This window comes from Streptomyces sp. CY-1 (genome assembly GCF_047218265.1).
In the GTDB taxonomy this organism is placed as follows: domain Bacteria; phylum Actinomycetota; class Actinomycetes; order Streptomycetales; family Streptomycetaceae; genus Streptomyces; species Streptomyces niphimycinicus.
Genome location: NZ_CP178393.1, coordinates 2,030,446 through 2,047,631 on the forward strand (window position 1 = coordinate 2,030,446; position 17,186 = coordinate 2,047,631).

The window sequence follows — 17,186 nt, forward strand, 5'->3', positions numbered from 1 at the left end:
AATGAGCGCGCGGGAGGCGTATATGGATAGCTGTCGCGGTGCGCGGACGGCCATGATCGTGGGCGCGGGGGTGGCCGGTCTGACCGTGGCCATCGCCCTGGCACGCAAGGGGTGGCGGGTCGACGTCGCCGAGATCAACCCTCAGGGTGCTACGGCCGGTTGGGGCCTGTGCCTGACCGGGCCGTCGCTGCGGGCGCTGGACGCGTTGGGGCTGGCAGAGGCGTGCCTGGCCGGGGGCTACGGCATGAACGTCATCACGCATGTCGACGTCAACGGCCGGATCGCGGACGAGGTGCGGCTGCCCCGTCTGCTCGGGGCGCATCGGCCGGCGATGGTCGGCATCGCACGCCCTGGGCTGCATCGCATCCTGTCCGAGGAGGCCGGACGGAGTGGCGCGGTGGTGCGCAACGGCCTGACCGTCGCGGCGGTGGACGAGGAGGGGGACCTGGCACGTGTGCGGCTGTCGGACGGGACCGTCCGGACGGCCACCCTCGTCGTGGGCGCGGACGGGATCCGCTCCTCGGTCCGGAGCCTGGTCGGCCTCCAGACCGCACTCGACTACCACGGGCAGATGGCGTGGCGGGCGCTGGTGCCGCGCCCGGCCTGGGTCACCGGAATCCATCAGTTCGCGGGCGAGGTCAACACGGCCGGGATCGTCCCGATTTCGGACCGTCGGGCGTATGTGTTCCTGACGGAGAACGGAGTGGAGCCGGACGCCCTGCCCGACGCCGAACTCGCCCCGCGCTTGCGGCAGTTGCTGGAGGTCTTCCCAGGACGGGTGGCGGAGATCCGCCCTTTGGTGTCGGGGTCGGAGTCGGTGGTGCGCCGCCCCGTCCGGACGGCTCTCCTGGCGGGAGCCTGGAGCCGCGGAAACCGCGTCGTCATCGGCGACGCCGCGCACGCCCCGGCACCGCAGATGGCCAGCGGCGCGGCCCTGGCCATCGAGGACGGGCTCGTGCTGGCCGAGGAGCTGGAGCGGCACGAGCAGGTCCGCGCGGGCCTGGAGGCGTTCACCGCGCGGCGCGCGAAGCGGTGCCGCACGCTCGTCGAGACCTCGGTCACGATCGTCGGCCTGGAGCAGGCACGGCGCCACCACGAGGCATATCCGCTGACCGACGCCTGCCACCGGCAGATGGCCGAGCCCGCATAGCCATCCGGCCGCGCAACGCACGGACGCGCCGTCCCGTGCGATCGATGAATCGGCGAACCGACGCAACGAGTACTGAGCATCGACGAGGAGAGCAGTTGCCCGCCGCACCGTCCCGCACTCTGCCCGAGGCGCAGCAGTGGCTGCGCGACCATCTCGAGCGACGCGAGCATCCCTTCAACGCCATCGACCACGCCGCCGCCGCACGGCACATCGACACGCTGCCGGGCACCGATCCCGAGACCTGGGCCGGACACTGGCTGGCGGGTGCGGAGGACTTCGCCGTCCGGGCGTGCGAGGCCGAGAGCGGCGGTGACCGCGAGGGGGCCCTGGAGAACTGGTGGCAGGCATACCAGTTCGCCTTCCTGGGCCGTTTCCCCTCCCCGCTGCACCCGGCCAAGCTCGCCGCCTATCACCGCGCCGTGGAGTGTTTCCGCCGGGTGTCCGCACTGGAGCCCACCCCCATCCAGCACGTGGCGCTGCCCTTCGAGGGACGCGACGGCGAGGGAGACATGGTGCGGTTCTTCGTGGCACGTCCGCCAGGAGGAGCGGCGCGCCCTCCGGTGGTCATGATGTGGGGCGGCATCGATGTGTGGAAGGAGGAGAGCTACGCCCGCGGGCGGATGCTGCGGGAACGAGGCTTCGCGACCCTCCACATCGACAAGCCCGGGGTGGGGCAGTCACCGCTGCACGCCGGCCGTGATGCCGAACGGCAGTGGGATCCGGTCTTCGCCTGGCTGCGCGAGCAGGACGACCTGGACACCGACCGGGTGGCGGCCCTGGGGCTGTCGTTCGGGGGCTACTGGGCGCTGAAGCTCGCCCATACCCACCGCGAACACCTGGCCGCCGCCGTGAACTGGGGAGGCGGCGTCCATCTGACCTTCCAGCCGGAGTGGCAGGAACGGAGCCGCAACGCCTCGTCCTATCTGATGGACCTGATGCCGGCCCGGGCACGCATCTTCGGCGGTGAGACCTTCGAGGACTATGTGGCCCGCTGCCCGGAGCTGTCCCTGCTGGACCAAGGCGTTCTGGACATGCCGTCGTGCCCGTTGCTTCTGGTCAACGGCAAGGACGACCAGCAGAACGCGTCGGCGGACATGTACCTGGCCCTTGAACACGGGAGCCCCAAGACCGCTCGGATGTTCCCGGGCGGCCATATGGGGGTGGGACCCGTGTTGCCCTCCGTCGTCAACTGGCTGACCGAACAGCTCAGTTGACCGTCACACGTCACACACAAGGAGTGCCCGAGATGAGCCACACCAGCTTGATCACCCACCTGCGGCACATCGATGTCGCCATGCCGAACTTCGCCGAGCAACGCCGGTTCTACACCGAACTGTGGGGACTGACCGAATCCCACCGCGACACCGGCGTCTCGTTCCTCGCCGCCGAAGGCTCCCCGGAGCAGTACGTGGTGCGGCTGCGCGAGGACACCCACAAGCGCACCGACCTCATCGCCTTCGGCGCTGCCGACGTGGCGGACGTCGACACCCTGGCCGCGCGGCTGATGGCACAGGGGGTACGGCTGGTGCACGAACCCCGGACCATCGACACCCCCGGGGGCGGCTATGCCGTCCGCTTCTTCGACAACGAGGGCCGGGTCGTGGAGGTTTCGGCCGACGTCGCGCCACGTCGGCACCGCACGATCGAGGCCCGCGAGTCCGTCCCCGTCCGCCTGTCGCATGTGCTGATGAACTCGCCCACGCCCGAAGCCACGGTTGCCTGGTACATCAAGCACCTCGGGTTCCGGCTGTCGGACACCATGTGTGTCGGTGGCCGCGGTGAGATCATGTGGTTCCTGCGGTGCAACGCCATCCATCACAGCTTCGGCATCGTGCGGGGGCCGCACGCGGCGTTCCACCATGCCTCCTTCGAGCTGCGCGGGGTCGACGAGTTCATGCGGGGCACCGGCCGGATGCGACGTATGGGCATTGAGCGCCTGTGGGGCCCGGGCCGGCATCGCGCCGGGGACAACTCCTTCAGCTACTTCCTCGACCGGGCCGGCAACACCGTGGAGTACACCACCGAGCTGGAGGTCCTGGACGAGGACACCTGGCATCCGCACCTCTACGACCTGCGCGACCCCGCCAACGCCGACCAGTGGGGCACCGCGAATGAGATGGACGAGTTCATCGCCGCCAAGTCCCACAACGACGTCGACCCCGGGCTGTTCGTCGCCCCGCCCATGTGAGCGTCCGGCCGAGTGCTCTCCGCTGTATCGTCATCAGAGGGCGGGCGCGGAGCGGAGGGCTCGCGCGTACGCGGGGCCGAAGGGAGACGAGGCCGTGGCCTCTTTGCTGCGGGATTTCCTCATGACCCGATCCGAGAACCCCGTCGACCTGCTCAATGCCGCCACCCGGCTGTTCGGCGGTTCGATCACCACGTCACCGCTGGCCGGCCTGGGCGGCGGGGACCACGAACTGCGCGGCGTCGCCGCCCACGACTTCGCGGTCGGCTACTTCGCCTCGCCCCTGGATGTACGTGTCGCCGCGACTCCGGGCCGACGCTCGTACTTCGTCAACCTCGGTGTTTCCGGTGAGATCGCGGCATCCCGCGGCGCCCTGAGGGCCACCCTCGACAAGGCGACCGCGGGAGTCGTGAACCCCGGAGACACCCAGGAGCTGCGGCCGCTGGGCAGCAGCCGGACGCGGTTCCTGGGGCTGCGGATCGACGCCGCGCAGGTCGACCAGGAGTTCGCCACGCTGACCGGCCACCCGCCGGTCTCCACCGTGCGCTTCGATTTCGCCCTGGATCTGGCCAGGCCCAAGGGCCGGGCGGTACGGCTGCTGGTCCGCTCCCTCATCGAACAGCTCGACTCGGGGGATCCCCTGTTCCACCGTGCCGAGCTCCAGCGCAGCCAACTGCGGTGCATCGTCACCGCCCTGCTCCTGGCCCAGCCGCACACCCACACCGGCGAACTGTGCGACAGCCCTCGCCCCGGCCACCCGCGTTCCCTGCGCGCCGCCCTCGCCTTCATCGAAACGAACCTCACCGAGCGCATCAGTCTCGGTGGCATCGCCGACGCCGCGCAGTGCAGCCCGCGGACCATCAGCTCCACGTTCCGTGCCCGGCTCGGGCTGCCTCCCCTGGCGTATGTACGCAACCTGCGGCTGGCCCGGATCCGTGAGGACATCCTCACCTCCACCGACCCCGTCGGGGTGATCGCCTACCGATGGGGCATCACCCATCTGGGCCGCTTCGCCGGGGAATACCGCGACCGCTTCGGCGAACTGCCCTCGGCCACTGCGGCCCGTAGATAGCCGCGAACGCCATCCGCGGAGTCCTCAATCGCCGCTGGGCTGAAGTGGCCGAGCACCCGCGGCTCAGCCCTGTGTGCGCCGCCGGTGGTAGTGCACGGTGACGACGGCCAGCAGCGGCCCCCACGCCACCAACGGCACATAGCAGAGGTTCATCAGCCACTCCCCCACCGCGTGATCTCCATATCGGCGTGCAGCGTGGTCCACGTGAACAGCACACCGTAGATCGTGCAGGCGAGCGCGCCCAGCGCCGCGGGTACGACCGCGGCGTATACGGGGATGTGGCGGCCCCGCAGACTCGGGATCCAGCGCGGCCACACCTCGCCCCATGGCCGCACCAGCCCCAACGTCAGGAAGACCAGGGCCTCTTGGAACGCGGACAGCAACGGCACGACGAGATATCCCCAGCCGGGGATGAGCATCGCGTCGTACTCGGATTCGGCGAGCCCCAGCGGAACGCCGAGCACCACGGCGAGCCGCCAGAGCGCGGACGGCGCGGAGGCCCATAAGGTCGCGGCCGCCACACGCCTGGCCCATGAGGGGACGGGCGTGGCGGTCATGAGGGGCGAGGGGGCAGGTGGCGACACGCTGATGGACATGACGGCGGCTCCCGTGTGCGCGCTTGGTCCGACAGCTCGGAGATTGCCACGCACCGTCCCACGGTCACATCCGTCCGGAGAACGCGACGGCGTACGTCTCGGGGGCCACGGGCGAAGGCGGGAGTCAGACCTTGGGACCACTGTCTGCGGTGAGTCGGTGTCAGTGCGCCTGGGCGGTGGCGGTCCACCCGGGCACCTGGGAGGAGGACAGATTCCGACCGCATTGGCTCCTAATCTGCAATCGAGCCACCACTGAGAGCCGAGAGCCGAGAGCTGAGAGGGAGAAACGATGCGCATCGCTGTCACCACGCCGACCGGAAACGTCGGCCGCCACGTCGTCACCACGCTGGTCCGCGCCGGGGTCCGGCCGCGCGTCTTGCTGCGCGACCCCGCCCGGCTGGCGCCCGAGGTGCGAGACGCGGTGGATGCCGTGCCGGTCGACCAATACGACGCCGATGCGGTGGTGGCCGCGACCGCCGATATCGACGCGCTGTTCTGGGTGAACCCGACCAGCGGCAGCGGGGACCCACTCGCCGAATACGACCGCGCCACCAGGAGCGTGGTCCGCGCCGTCACCGAGAACCGGATCGGCCGCGTCGTCTTCCAAAGCAGCGTAGGCGCCGAGAAACGTCATGGTGCCGGTGAGATCGACGGCCTGGCACAGACCGAGACCGCTTTGGATGGCACGGGCGTCGATGTCACCCACCTCCGCTGCGCCTACTTCTTCACCAATCTCGAGCTTCAACTCGGGGCCCTACGAACCGGCACCCTCCAGGTGATCCTTCCGCTCGACCAACCGATGGCCTGGGTGGCGCCGCGCGATATCGCCGAGGTCGCCGCCACCCGTCTCCTCTCACCCACTTGGTCGGGACGCTGCGTACAGGCGGTTCATGGGCCCGCCGACCTCACCTGGCGAGAGGTCAGCGACATCCTCACCGCTGCCACCGGCCGGCGGATCGGCGTCGAACAGATCACGGACGACGCCATGCGCACCCAGCTCCAGCAGGCGGGGATGGTCGAGAGCCTGGTCGAGGCCGTGATCGGAATGTCGACCGGCCTGCGCGTAGACTTCGTACCCGAACAGCGCCGCAGCCTCCGGACCACCACCCCGACCACCCTCGCCGCCTGGGCCTACGATAGGCGCGGCCCTATCACGGGCCAGGCCACGCCCGCCCCCGATATCCCTTGGTCAGGGCGTCCATTCAGGGCGTCCATGAGGAGGTCGACGAACCTGCCACCGAATCGACCGCCCACCGCGAGGTGACGCTCATGCCGCGGGGAGGTGCTCCTCCGCGAAGGCAACGGCATCGGCGACGGCCTTGTCCGCGGCCGGGAGGTGACCGGCGAGCAGATGCCATACGTGTCCCATCCCCGGCGCGACGTCCAGCCGCGTGGGCACGGCGTCCTCGGCCAGTTTGGCGGCCAGCCTGATGGCATCGCTGAGCATGACCTCATGACCACCGATCTGGATCAGTACGGGTGGCAGTCCGCGGCTGTCGGCGAAGACCGGGGAGGCCAGCGAGCTGTTCCGCGGGGCACTGCCCAGGACCACCTCCGCGGCACGGCGCAGCCCTTCGCGGCTGACGGACGGGTCGATGGCGTCCAGGGTGAACATCGTGGCCCCGGTGTGTTCCAGGTTGGCCCAGGGTGAGATGGCAATCGAGGCGGCCGGCATCGGAAGGCCCTGGTCACGGGCCGTGACCAGGGCACTGACCGCCATCGCGCCACCGGCCGAGTCCCCGGCGAACACCACATTCTCCGGCACCACTTCCTGCTCCAGCAGCCAGCGGTAGGCCGCGACTGCGTCATCGACGGCGGCCGGGAAGACCGCCTCCGGCGCCAGTCGGTAGTCCGGCACCAGAGCGCGTGCCCGCAAGCGCTGGACGAGATGGCCGACCAGGCCGCGGTAGCCCTGCGGATCCCCCACGATGTACGCGCCACCGTGCAGATAGACCAGGTGCCGACCGGGGACGGGATCGGCGGCGGTCGCGTACTCGGCGGCCACCCCGCCCGCGTTCACCTGGCCGAAGGTCACCCCGTCCGGCGCCGGAAAGCTGTCCTGGAAGAACGTCCGGTAGGCGAGCCGGATGTCCTCCAGGGTGTCGGGCCCCTTCCCGGCGGCCGCGTCGAGGACACCGCCGCTGCGGATCGCCCACTCCTCGTAGAAGGCGGGGACATCGATCGAGACCATGACTGGTCCTCCTCAGAACATGTGAACAGCGGCTGCACTCCAGCCGCGCCCTGCGAGTCTCAGTCCCTCACACCAGTGTCAAGGTCAAGCGCGAGCGTGTGCGCGGTTCCGCGCCCGGCGCCGAGCGGGGCGTCGCTTACGCTCGGGGACTCTGAGCGGCATCAACCCCGACCGCCCACGGCTCGGTTCTCCTGCCACCGCCGCACCGCCGTGTGCACGGCCTCCTCGTCCTCAACGGCGTGGGCGCCGCACACGGGCCGGAGCCGACCACGGCGACCTAGTGCGGAACCTCGAAATTGGACCGTACCATTGACACTCACTGGTCTAGTCCTGTTTTCTCGTGGGCGCGCAGCCTCCCCCCACGCCGTCCGATCATCCCGTCCCACCTCGTTCGGCTCCGCCTTCCCCCCACATCAAGGAGCGGTCCCCATGAGCCTCCGTTTCCCCCTGAGCAAGAGGGTTCTGACCGGCATATGTGTCTCCGTCGCCACGGCCGGACTACTCGCCACGGTCTCGGCGACGACCGCCGAAGCGGGCACCACCTCCGCCGGCTCGAAGGCCGCACTCCCCGAGCACGCGCTCGTGGGCTATCTGCACTCGAGCTTCGCCAACGGCTCCGGATACACCCGAATGGCCGATGTCCCCGATAGCTGGGACATCATCGACCTGGCCTTCGGCGAACCCACCTCCACCACCTCCGGCGACATCCGCTTCAGCCTCTGCCCGCAGACCGAATGCTCGAACGTCGAGTCGGAGGACGAGTTCAAGGCCGCCATCAAGGCCAAGCAGGCCGCGGGCAAGAAGGTGCTGATATCCATCGGCGGGCAGAACGGCCAGGTGCAGCTCACCACCACCGCCGCCCGTGACAAGTTCGTGGAGTCGGTCGGCGCGATCATCGACAAGTACGGACTGGACGGCCTGGACATCGACTTCGAGGGCCACTCGCTGTCGCTGGACGACGGCGACACCGACTTCAAGAACCCGAAGACCCCCGCGATCGTCAATCTCATCTCGGCCGTGAAGTCGCTCAAGGCGAAGTACGGATCCGACTTCACCCTCACCATGGCCCCGGAAACGTTCTTCGTGCAGTTGGGCTACCAGTACTACGGCTCGGGCCCCTTCGGCGGCCAGGACCCGCGCGCCGGGGCGTATCTCCCGGTCATTCACGCACTGCGGGACGACCTCACCCTGCTGCACGTCCAGGACTACAACTCCGGGCCGATCATGGGGCTCGACAACCAGTTCCACACCATGGGCAGCGCCGACTTCCACATCGCGATGACCGACATGCTGCTCACCGGCTTCCCCGTCGCGGGCGACACCAACAACGTGTTCCCGCCGCTGGACCCGTCCCAAGTGGCGATCGGCCTGCCCGCGAGCCCCAACGCGGGCAACGGCCACACCCAGCCCAGTGAAGTGACCAAGACCCTGAACTGCCTGACGAAGAAGACCGACTGCGGCGGCTACCAGCCCCACGGAAGCTGGCCCGCCCTGCGCGGACTGATGGCCTGGTCGATCAACTGGGACAAGTTCAACGGCGGCGAGTTCGCGAAGAACTTCGACGCCTACTACGGCGGCTGAAGCCGCGTCGGACACGCGTCACCGGCCTCACCGGGCGGTCCCGGTGAGGCGTCCCGTGTCGATGTCAGCCAACCACGCCGCCGGCGAACGGCATCGTCCGCCACTGGTCGACGGCCGGCTTCAAGTACTCGATCAGTGGCGGCAGTTGCGGTACGAGCGAGAGGGAGGCGATGGCCCGCAGCATCCCCACAGCGTTCACGAAGCCCAGGACGTCCTCGTTCAACGGCCTCATGCCGGCGCGCCGCGCGCCGCGGTTGTAGGCGGATTCGAGGGTCGGCCCGAGAGCGGCCAGGTCCCATTCGACGGGGCCCAGCGTGACCAGCTCGAAGTCGGCGTAGAGGTCCCCGTCCGCCCCGGAGAAGATGTTCGCGGGCGGGGAGTCGCCGTGGATGGGCTGGAGGTCGATCCCCGGGAACGCCGTTTCGAACGCCGCGCGTGAGCGCACGAGAGGTTCCAGGACCTGCCACTCGCGGCGTGCGCGGTCCAGATCGGCCGGGCCGATGAGGTCGGGGCGCGTTTGGAGCAGGTCAAGGCTGTCCACGATGAACCGCGGTTCGGCCGCGGACAGAAACGACAGTGGGCCCGGGTATGCGCGCATCGCGGCGTGCAGGTCGGCGGTGATTTCGGAGTTCGCCGCATAGTCGGGCTCGGTGTCCCGGCGCTCCTCGACGAACTGCCAGAAGGTCATCGAGAATCCGTCGCGCTGAACGGGCTCCAGTGGCACGAGAGGACTGGGCGGGATCACGGGGGTTCCCCGGTCCGCGAGCCACCGTGTCACATCCAGTTCCGCCCGCTGGCGGCGTGCCTGGGAATCGGGGTCCACGTAGCGCGGCAGGACGGTGGGAACCCGCGCCACGACCGGTGCGGGCGCGAGGTGGACAACCACGGAGAACAGGTCATGGAGCACCTTGGCATCGGTCACGGTGAGTCCGAGATCACGCGCTGCTCCGACAGTCGCGTCGACCGCGGTGGAGGTGCGGCGGGCGATGTGCTGTGGGGTCACAGAATCCGTCACGGCCCGATCGTCGCATGTCCGCGGAGCAGGTGGCGCAGAGCCAGCGAAAGAGCCGTGCCGGTTCTCCCTGCGGGCAACGCCGTACCCGGCTGATCGGATTGGGGCCGGGCACCCCGTGCCGTATGCACGTTTCCGGGCGCGATGGGCGGGGACCCACCCTGCGTGAGCCGAGAACGCGGCAAGGCCACCGGCCCCGCGCGGCTGCGCTTCGACGGATGGATCGCGGGCACAGGCACTTCCTCCGGGACGCGCATCGTGCTGGGCCACTGGGCGCGGTCGCCGTTCGGGCCGTTCAGCGATGTGATGCTCGATCGCGCCGACGGTGAACGGCTGCTGCTCGCGCCCACGCCGGAGACGGCGGAGTTCATCACCCTCACCTACGCCTTCGACGCCGTGCGCATCGTGCCGGTCCGCGTGAGCGTCGAGGCGGGCACCTGGGCCGTCAGCGCCGGGGCGCTGAACATGCGCTTCACCACGGGCCGGCGAGGGCCCCTGGGACTTCTGCTGTGTGCCGTGCCCGGCGCACTCGCCCGCCGTCCGGCATGGAGCGCGCTGCTGGACGTCCCCGCCCGCCTGCTCCTGGCCGGTGTGCGGACGCGTGGCAGCGCCGGGGGCGGTCGCCGTGAGTGGTACGGCGCGCGGGATCTGAGGCCGATCGTCGCGGTGTCGGCGGTCTTCGAGGGTGACGACCTCGGTGTGCTGGCACCCGTCGAGCCCCCGGTGCGCTTCGGGTTCGGTTCGGTGCCCCGGAGACCGAGCCTCACCCGGGTCACCACGACGGTGGCACTGGGCCGGGGCCGCACGCCCTTCGGCTCCCGGGCCTGAGCCGGGCCGGAGCCGGGCCCGAGCCGAGGACGACTTCCTTCTTCCCTCCGTCCGAGACCCAGCCCCGTGTGCCCCGGCCGTCGGCCGGGGCACACGGCATCGCGGCGGGGCCGCATCGCACCGACCGGCCTGTACCGACCCGCGTGCGCGGTTCGGCCGGGCGGTTACGGAGTGTCGGCCGAGGCCGCCGCGGAGGGGCCCGCGTCGAGTCCGGTGAGGTAGGCGGCGAGGACGCGGCGCAGGCGGGGTTCGACCTCGACGACGGCGTGGCCCAGCCGGGGGTCGGTCTCGTAGAGCTCCCGCAGGCGGGGGCCGGGGGTGGCCATCTGCCACAGGGCCCCGGCCATGCTGGTGGCCGCGGCGATCAGGTCGACGGACTGCGACTCGGTCAGTCCGAGCAGCCGTCGCAGTTCGCCGTCGATCAGCTCGATCTCCTTGAACGTCCCCAGTTTGAAGGCGCGCACCGAGTCGATCGAGACATTGCGCTCGAGGTTCAGGGGCGCCTGTGCCAGCAGGTCGCAGAACATCGGCCGGGCCGCCAGCGTGGCGGCGACGACCTCGGCGACCTCCGTGGGCGTGGCGTGTGCCCTCCGTTCGAGATCGCCGCGCAGATCGGCGGACCACTGCCGCCAGCCTTCCGCGGTGAGCAGCAGGAAGATCTGCTCCCTCGTCTCGAAGTAGCGAAGCAGGGCCGACTTGTGCATCCCCACGGCCGCGGCGATGTCGGTGAGGGTGACGTCCCGGACCCCGCGCTGGTGGCCGAGCGTACGCGCCGCGTCCAGGATCGCCTCTTCGCGCGCCTGCTTGGCCTGGGTACTGCGGGCACGTTGGAAGGCAGGCGTCGTCATGCACCACATCATAGGAACCCGTAAGGCAACGATGTTGCATTATTAAGAGAACGGTGTTGCACTAACGGCATGAAGCAACAGGTCTGGTTCATCACCGGTTCATCCCGCGGCCTCGGCCGCGCCCTGGTCACCGCCGCCCTCGAGGCCGGCGATCACGTCGTGGCCACCGCCCGCGACCCCAAGGCCCTCGCGGAGGCATTCAGCGAGTACGGCGACCGCGTCCATCCCGTCGCGCTGGACGTCACACGTCCAGCGGCGGCGCACGAGGCCGTCGAGGCGGCGCTCGCCCGCTTCGGGCGCATCGACGTGCTCGTGAACAACGCGGGATACGCCAATGTGTCGCCCATCGAGACTTCGGACGACGACGACTTCCGCGCCCAGTTCGAGACGAACTTCTGGGGCGTCTACAACGTCACCAAGGCCGCGCTCCCCACCCTGCGCCGACAGGGAGCCGGCACCGTCGTGCAGATCTCCTCGATCGGCGGGCGGGTCGGCGGATCGCCGGGCATCGCCTCCTACCAGGCGGCCAAGTTCGCGGTCGACGGCTTCAGCCGCGTCCTCGCCGTGGAGACCGCACCGTTCGGCGTGCGCGTCATGGTGGTCGAACCGAGCGGCTTCGCCACCGACTGGGCCGGTTCCTCCATGACGGTCCGCCCCATCCCCGACGCCTACGACGAGACCGTCGGGGCGATGAACCGGCTGGTGCGGCAGAGCACAACGGGAGCGGCCGGGGACCCTCGGCGCGCCGCCGAGATCATCGTGCGCACCGTCCACCGCGACCAGGTCCCGGCCCATCTCCCGCTGGGCGTGAACGCGACGACCATGGCGCGGGACTACTCCCAGCACCAGCTCGCCGAGGCGACCGCCTGGGAGCAGGTCAGCCGCTCGGCCGACTTCGGCGAGCCCTACCCCGCACAGCTCCCGCCCGAAGGCACGGCCGAGTAGGGCCTGTTGGGAGCGTGCCGGTCACGCCTCTCGTCGCGGGCTGCGACCAGCACGACGGGCGCCCGCCCGCGCGGTCACCCGGCCCGGTCACCCGGTCACCCGGTCACGCCCTGGCCGAGGAGCCCCGCCACGAGTCCGCGGGCGTACGCGGCGTCGAGCCCCGCGGGGCGGAAGAGGATGCGGTACATCAGCGGGGCGACGACGCGGTCGATGACCGTCTCGACCTCGGGAATATCGGCCTCGGGAATATCGTCCCCGCGTTCGGCCGCGCGGGCCAGGATGAGGTCGACCTGGTCGGCGGCGTAGGCCGAGCACTGACCCGCGTTGGTGCCGTCGGGGTCGCCGAGCAGGGCGTCGCGGATGTAGGCACGGCCGCCGGGGGACGCCATCTCGTCGAGGAACTGCTCGGCCCAGGCCGCCAGGTCGGACGCCAGGGCGCCGTGGTCCGCGGGTGCGGTGTCGGGCCGCAGCCGCTCGACCGCCACATCCGACAGCAGCTCCGTGAGGTCTCCCCAGCGCCGGTAGATCGTGGAGGGGGTGACCCCGGCGCGCTGGGCGACCAGTGGCACGGTCAGGGCGTCGCGGCCCACCTCCGCTTCGAGTTCGCGTACGGCGGTGTGCACCGATGCCTGGACCCGGGCACTGCGCCCGCCGGGGCGCACCATCTGCCTGCTCATCTCTCCACCTTAAAGCAAATTTCTTGCTTCTAGGCAGTGGTGCGCCCCAGGCCCTACGCCCCAGGCCGTGCCCCCCCAGACCCCAAGGCCGCCGTCAGACCGCCGGTGCGAGCGCCCGGCTCGGCTGGGACCGCTCGTAGGCGTGGCCGACCCGCAGCAGCACGTTCTCCCCGAGGGGCCGCCCCAGCAGTTGCATGCCGATCGGCAGGCCCGCCGTGTCGTGGCCGACCGGAACGGACAGTGACGGCACTCCGGTGAGGTTGGCGGGGGCCGAGAAGCGTACGTAGGCGTCGGAGACGGCTTCGACGGTGCCGTCCGGCCAGGTGATCGTCTCCTGGTCGGCCTTGGCCGCGGTCGCCGGGACCGTCGGGGCGGCGATCACATCGACGTCGGCCAGCACACGCGCCCACTCCTGGCGCATCAGCGTCCGGGAGCGCTGGGCGCGCAGATAGTCCCCGGCGGGCATCAGCTCCCCGGCTTCGAGCAGGGTGCGCACGTCCACCTGGTACAGCTCGGGCACCGCGCGCAGGGTGCGCTCGTGGTAGCCGGTGGCCTCCGGCACCATCAGACCCCACTGCGTGGCCTGGATGTAGCGGGTCATGGGGATCTCGACCTCGACCAGGCGCGCGCCGAGGGCTTGAAGCCGGTCGACGGCCCGCCGGACCGCGGCTTCCACCTCCGGATCGACGTGCTCGAAGTAGTAGTTGCGCGGCACGCCGACGCGCAGCCCGGTCAGGTCCTCGTCCGCGCCGGGCCGGTAGTCCCGCGCGGGCGTGTCCAGGGAGGCGGGGTCGCGGGGGTCGTGTCCGGCCAGGGCGGCCAGGACCAGGGCCTGGTCCTCGACGGTGCGGGTCAGGGGCCCGACATGGTCCAGCGACCAGGACAGGGAGGTGACACCGTGGCGGGGGACGAGGCCGTAGGTCGGCTTGAGGCCGACGACCCCGTTGAGCGCGGCGGGGACGCGGATGGATCCGCCGGTGTCGGTGCCCAGCGCGAAGGTGGCGGCGCCCGCGGCGACGGCCACGGCGGATCCGCCGCTGGAGCCCCCTGCGACCCGGCCGGGGTCCCAGGCGTTGCGGGTCTGCGGGGTGGTCAGCCCATAGGCGAACTCATGGGTGTGGGTCTTGCCGACCAGGACCGCTCCGGCCGCGCCTAGGCGCGCGGCGACCGTGCTGTCCGCCTGCGCGCGGTGGTCGGCGCGGACCCGGGAGCTGGCGGTGGTGGCCACACCGGCGACGTCGATCAGATCCTTCAGCCCCATGGGGATGCCGTGCAGCGGACCGCGCGCGCGGCCCGCCGCGATGTCGTCCGCGGCCTTGCGTGCCGCGTGGCGCGCCTGCTCGGCGGTCACCGTGGCGTAGGCGTTCAGATGGGGTTCCAGCCGCTCGACGCGTTCCAGGACGGAGTCCACCAGCTCGACCGGGGACAGATCTCCGGCCCGGATCGCGGCGGCGGCCGCGGTGAGGGACAGTTCATACGGCCGCATCGGGCTGCTCCTCTCGCGCCCGGTAGGCGGGGGCGGGCGGGGTGTCGCCGAAGTCGAGTTCGCGCAGGACGGCGACGACCGAGTGGATGTGATTGGCGGTGGCCGCCACCACGGCGTGGCGCTCGGGCGGCAGCGGGAGCCCGGCCCGGGCGGCCCAGCGGGCCGCTTCCGGAGGGGTGAGTTCAGCAGCGGACATGGTGTCTCCCTCATGGGCCGGAGAGGCGGAGCGACCCCGGGAGGCATGACCCCGGCGATCCCCGGCAACCCCGAAACAAAAGCTAACGGTTTGCGTTAGTCGACTGTAGGGCCTACAGTCCCTTAAAGCAAACACATCGCTTTTAGCGGGAAGGAGCCCCATGCCCAGCGCCACCTCCGGCGCCCCCGCGCAGCGCCCCTACGCAGCCGCCCCCGTCCGCAAGGCCACGGCCAACCGCACCGCGCCGCTCCGCGAGACCACAGCGAACCGCACCGCATCCCTCCGCGAGACCACGGCGAACCGCACCGCACCTCTCGTCCTCTACGCGTCCGTCCTCACGACCCTCCTGGCCGCCTCCAGCGCCCCCACTCCGCTGTACCCGCTCTACCAGGACCAGTGGGGCCTGTCCGCGCTCACCATCACGGTGATCTTCAGCGCCTACGCCCTGACCCTGCTGCTGGCCCTGCTCACCGTCGGAGCCCTCTCCGACCACCTGGGACGGCGCCCGGTCCTGGTGGGCGCGCTGGCCCTGGAGGCCGTGTCCATGGTGCTGCTGGCCACGGCGGACGGCGCCGGACCGCTGATCGCCGCCCGGGTCCTGCAAGGAGCGGCCACCGGCGCGGCCACCAGTGCCTCGGGCGCGGCGCTCCTCGACCTCGATGACCCGCTGCGCCCCGGCCGATCGGCCCTGACCAACAGCATCACCCCGGTGGCCGGTATGGCCGGCGGCGTGCTCGTCTCGACCCTCCTCATCTCCCTCTCCCCCGCGCCCACCGTCATCGTCTACCTGCTGCTGGCCGCGCTCTTCGTGGCCCAGGCGGCCGCGGTCATCCGCACCGCGGAGACCGGGCGGCGGCGCCCCGGCGCGCTGCGCTCGCTGCTTCCGCGGCTCGGCGTCCCGCCCTCGGCCCGCCGCGCGCTGCTGACCGTGGGCACGGGTGTTGTCGCGGTCTGGGCGCTGGGCGGTCTCTACTCCTCCCTGGGGCCCGCGCTCGTACGCCTCGTGGCCCCCGGCACTCCCCGTACGGCGGGCGGGATGGTGTTCTTCACCGTCGGCGCCGCCGCCGCGCTCACCGTATGGGCCCTGCGGCGCACGGCGCCGACCGCCGCCGCCACCGGTGGATCCCTGGCCGTCATCCCCTCCGCGGCCCTGAGCCTGGGAGCCCTGTACGGCGCCGGACCGCTCGCCCTGTTCGGCGGCGCGGCCCTGGCGGGCATCGCCTTCGGCGCCGTCTCCCAAGGGGCGCTGCGGATGATGCTCGGCTCGCTCGACGAGCGGGACCGGGCCACCACCGTGGCCGCCTACTACGTCCTGAGCTATCTGGCGATGAGCCTGCCCGCCATCGCCGCGGGCGCCGCCACCCAGCACTACGGGCTCCGTACCGCCGCCTACGCCTACGCCATCGGCGCCGCAGTTCTCGCCGCCGCGGCGGTGGCGGCACTCACCGCGTCACGGCGCCGGATCAAGCCCGCCCGCTAGAGATCAAGGAAACGACGGACCATGCACACAGCACACAGCATCGACATCCCCTTCTGGACCGTGGGCGACATCACCGTCCACCGCATCGACGAGGTGCCTCTGCCGCCGCAGACCGGGCCGTGGCTGCTGCCCGACGCCACCACGGACGTGGTCGCGCGAGAGGACTGGCTGCGCCCGGACTTCGCCGACCAGGAGGGCATCCTGCGCATCGACAGCCACAGCTTCGCCTTCGAGGCGGGCGGGCTGAAGGTGCTCGTCGACACCGGCATCGGCAACGGCAAGACACGGGCCAACCCCGCCTGGCACGATCTGCACACCGACTACCCGGAGCGTCTGGCCGCCGCCGGGTTCCCCCCGGAATCCATCGACTTGGTGATCCTCACCCATCTGCACACCGACCACGTCGGCTGGAACACCCGCGAGGTGGACGGTGCGTGGGTGCCCACCTTCCCCCATGCGCGCTACCTCACCTCCCGCGCGGAACGGGAGTTCTGGGCGGGCTACGACATGGACGAACCGCGCGCGCAGATGTTCCGTGACTCCGTGACCCCGGTCGAGGAAGCGGGACTGCTCGACCTGGTCGACGTCCCGGCCGAGGGCACCGAGGTCGCCCCGGGGCTGCGGCTGATGCCCACGCCCGGCCACACCCCCGGCCATATCGCCCTCCAGCTCACCAGCGGCGACAAGGCGGCGCTGATCACCGGCGACTGCATCCACCACCCCGTCCAGCTCGCCCACCCCGCCATCGGCTCATGCGTGGACATCACCCCCGAGCAGTCCGAGGCCACCCGCCGCGAACTCCTCGGCTCCCTCGCCGATACGGACACGCTCCTGCTCGGCACCCACTTCCCGCCGCCCACCGCCGGACGTGTGATCACCCACGAGAACACCTACCGGCTCTCGCCCGTACACCCGGGTGCGCGGTGACCACGGGCCGAC

General features: G+C 70.9%; 16 protein-coding genes and 1 pseudogene. 10 read left to right on the forward strand and 7 right to left on the reverse strand.

Annotation, left to right across the window (positions count from 1 at the left end; translation table 11 throughout):
- The first annotated feature begins 1 nt into the window (after window position 1).
- The 4 genes from ACK1X7_RS08425 to ACK1X7_RS08440 all read left to right on the forward strand — a co-directional run bounded on the left by ACK1X7_RS08425 (window position 2) and on the right by ACK1X7_RS08440 (window position 4,407).
- Window positions 2-1,150 carry an FAD-dependent monooxygenase gene (locus ACK1X7_RS08425; RefSeq protein WP_390792614.1) on the forward strand — a complete coding sequence of 383 codons (1,149 nt, stop codon included), beginning with the start codon at window positions 2-4 and terminating at the stop codon, window positions 1,148-1,150.
- Between the two features lie 95 nt (window positions 1,151-1,245).
- On the forward strand, window positions 1,246-2,364 hold the full coding sequence (locus tag ACK1X7_RS08430; protein WP_390792613.1) for an alpha/beta hydrolase family protein: 1,119 nt from the start codon (window positions 1,246-1,248) through the stop codon (window positions 2,362-2,364).
- 32 nt (window positions 2,365-2,396) lie between these two features.
- Window positions 2,397-3,338, forward strand: coding sequence for a VOC family protein (locus tag ACK1X7_RS08435; RefSeq protein ID WP_382950131.1), 942 nt, complete (start codon window positions 2,397-2,399; stop codon window positions 3,336-3,338).
- Window positions 3,339-3,459: 121 nt separating this feature from the next.
- Entirely contained in the window at window positions 3,460-4,407 is a 948-nt protein-coding gene (locus ACK1X7_RS08440; RefSeq protein WP_385139941.1) for a helix-turn-helix transcriptional regulator, read from the forward strand.
- A 152-nt stretch (window positions 4,408-4,559) separates the two neighbouring features.
- Here ACK1X7_RS08440 and ACK1X7_RS08445 read toward each other — a convergent pair whose 3' ends face one another.
- A complete protein-coding gene (locus ACK1X7_RS08445) occupies window positions 4,560-5,003 on the reverse strand; it encodes a hypothetical protein (protein ID WP_413114884.1) in 444 nt (147 codons plus the stop codon).
- Between the two features lie 289 nt (window positions 5,004-5,292).
- Between ACK1X7_RS08445 and ACK1X7_RS08450 the strand changes: the two genes are divergently transcribed.
- Window positions 5,293-6,267 (forward strand): NAD(P)H-binding protein, encoded by a 975-nt coding sequence (locus ACK1X7_RS08450; RefSeq protein ID WP_413114885.1) that lies wholly within the window; start codon window positions 5,293-5,295, stop codon window positions 6,265-6,267.
- 3 nt (window positions 6,268-6,270) lie between these two features.
- Here the strand turns inward: ACK1X7_RS08450 and ACK1X7_RS08455 are convergent, their stop codons facing one another.
- Complete coding sequence (locus tag ACK1X7_RS08455) at window positions 6,271-7,194, reverse strand: alpha/beta hydrolase (RefSeq protein WP_413114886.1); 924 nt, start codon at window positions 7,192-7,194, stop codon at window positions 6,271-6,273.
- A gap of 504 nt (window positions 7,195-7,698) precedes the next feature.
- Between ACK1X7_RS08455 and ACK1X7_RS08460 the strand changes: the two are divergent.
- Window positions 7,699-8,775, forward strand: a pseudogene (locus ACK1X7_RS08460) (chitinase); the annotation flags it as partial.
- 64 nt (window positions 8,776-8,839) lie between these two features.
- Here the strand turns inward: ACK1X7_RS08460 and ACK1X7_RS08465 are convergent.
- On the reverse strand, window positions 8,840-9,790 hold the full coding sequence (locus tag ACK1X7_RS08465; RefSeq protein WP_390792610.1) for a phosphotransferase family protein: 951 nt from the start codon (window positions 9,788-9,790) through the stop codon (window positions 8,840-8,842).
- Window positions 9,791-9,931: 141 nt separating this feature from the next.
- On the opposite strand from ACK1X7_RS08465, the gene ACK1X7_RS08470 reads away from it, so the two are divergent.
- On the forward strand, window positions 9,932-10,615 hold the full coding sequence (locus tag ACK1X7_RS08470; protein ID WP_385139955.1) for a hypothetical protein: 684 nt from the start codon (window positions 9,932-9,934) through the stop codon (window positions 10,613-10,615).
- Window positions 10,616-10,779: 164 nt separating this feature from the next.
- On the opposite strand, the gene ACK1X7_RS08475 is transcribed toward ACK1X7_RS08470, so the two are convergent.
- Window positions 10,780-11,463, reverse strand: a complete 684-nt coding sequence (locus ACK1X7_RS08475; RefSeq protein WP_385139958.1) for a TetR/AcrR family transcriptional regulator — start codon at window positions 11,461-11,463, stop codon at window positions 10,780-10,782.
- Window positions 11,464-11,532: 69 nt separating this feature from the next.
- Here ACK1X7_RS08475 and ACK1X7_RS08480 point away from each other — a divergent pair, with 69 nt between their 5' ends.
- The gene (locus tag ACK1X7_RS08480; protein WP_398161126.1) at window positions 11,533-12,408 is read left to right on the forward strand and encodes an SDR family NAD(P)-dependent oxidoreductase; all 876 of its coding nucleotides are present in this window, start codon (window positions 11,533-11,535) and stop codon (window positions 12,406-12,408) included.
- A 95-nt stretch (window positions 12,409-12,503) separates the two neighbouring features.
- On the opposite strand, the gene ACK1X7_RS08485 is transcribed toward ACK1X7_RS08480, so the two are convergent.
- The 3 genes from ACK1X7_RS08485 to ACK1X7_RS08495 all read right to left on the reverse strand — a co-directional run bounded on the left by ACK1X7_RS08485 (window position 12,504) and on the right by ACK1X7_RS08495 (window position 14,767).
- Window positions 12,504-13,085, reverse strand: coding sequence for a TetR/AcrR family transcriptional regulator (locus ACK1X7_RS08485; RefSeq protein ID WP_390792608.1), 582 nt, complete (start codon window positions 13,083-13,085; stop codon window positions 12,504-12,506).
- Window positions 13,086-13,179: 94 nt separating this feature from the next.
- On the reverse strand, window positions 13,180-14,571 hold the full coding sequence (locus ACK1X7_RS08490; protein WP_413114887.1) for an amidase: 1,392 nt from the start codon (window positions 14,569-14,571) through the stop codon (window positions 13,180-13,182).
- A complete protein-coding gene (locus tag ACK1X7_RS08495) occupies window positions 14,558-14,767 on the reverse strand; it encodes a hypothetical protein (protein ID WP_385139970.1) in 210 nt (69 codons plus the stop codon). Before ACK1X7_RS08495 ends, ACK1X7_RS08490 begins: the two co-directional genes overlap by 14 nt.
- Before the next feature lie 160 nt (window positions 14,768-14,927).
- On the opposite strand from ACK1X7_RS08495, the gene ACK1X7_RS08500 reads away from it, so the two are divergent.
- A complete protein-coding gene (locus tag ACK1X7_RS08500; RefSeq protein ID WP_385139973.1) occupies window positions 14,928-16,247 on the forward strand; it encodes an MFS transporter in 1,320 nt (439 codons plus the stop codon).
- Between the two features lie 21 nt (window positions 16,248-16,268).
- Window positions 16,269-17,174 carry an MBL fold metallo-hydrolase gene (locus ACK1X7_RS08505; RefSeq protein ID WP_385139975.1) on the forward strand — a complete coding sequence of 302 codons (906 nt, stop codon included), beginning with the start codon at window positions 16,269-16,271 and terminating at the stop codon, window positions 17,172-17,174.
- Window positions 17,175-17,186 lie beyond the last annotated feature (12 nt).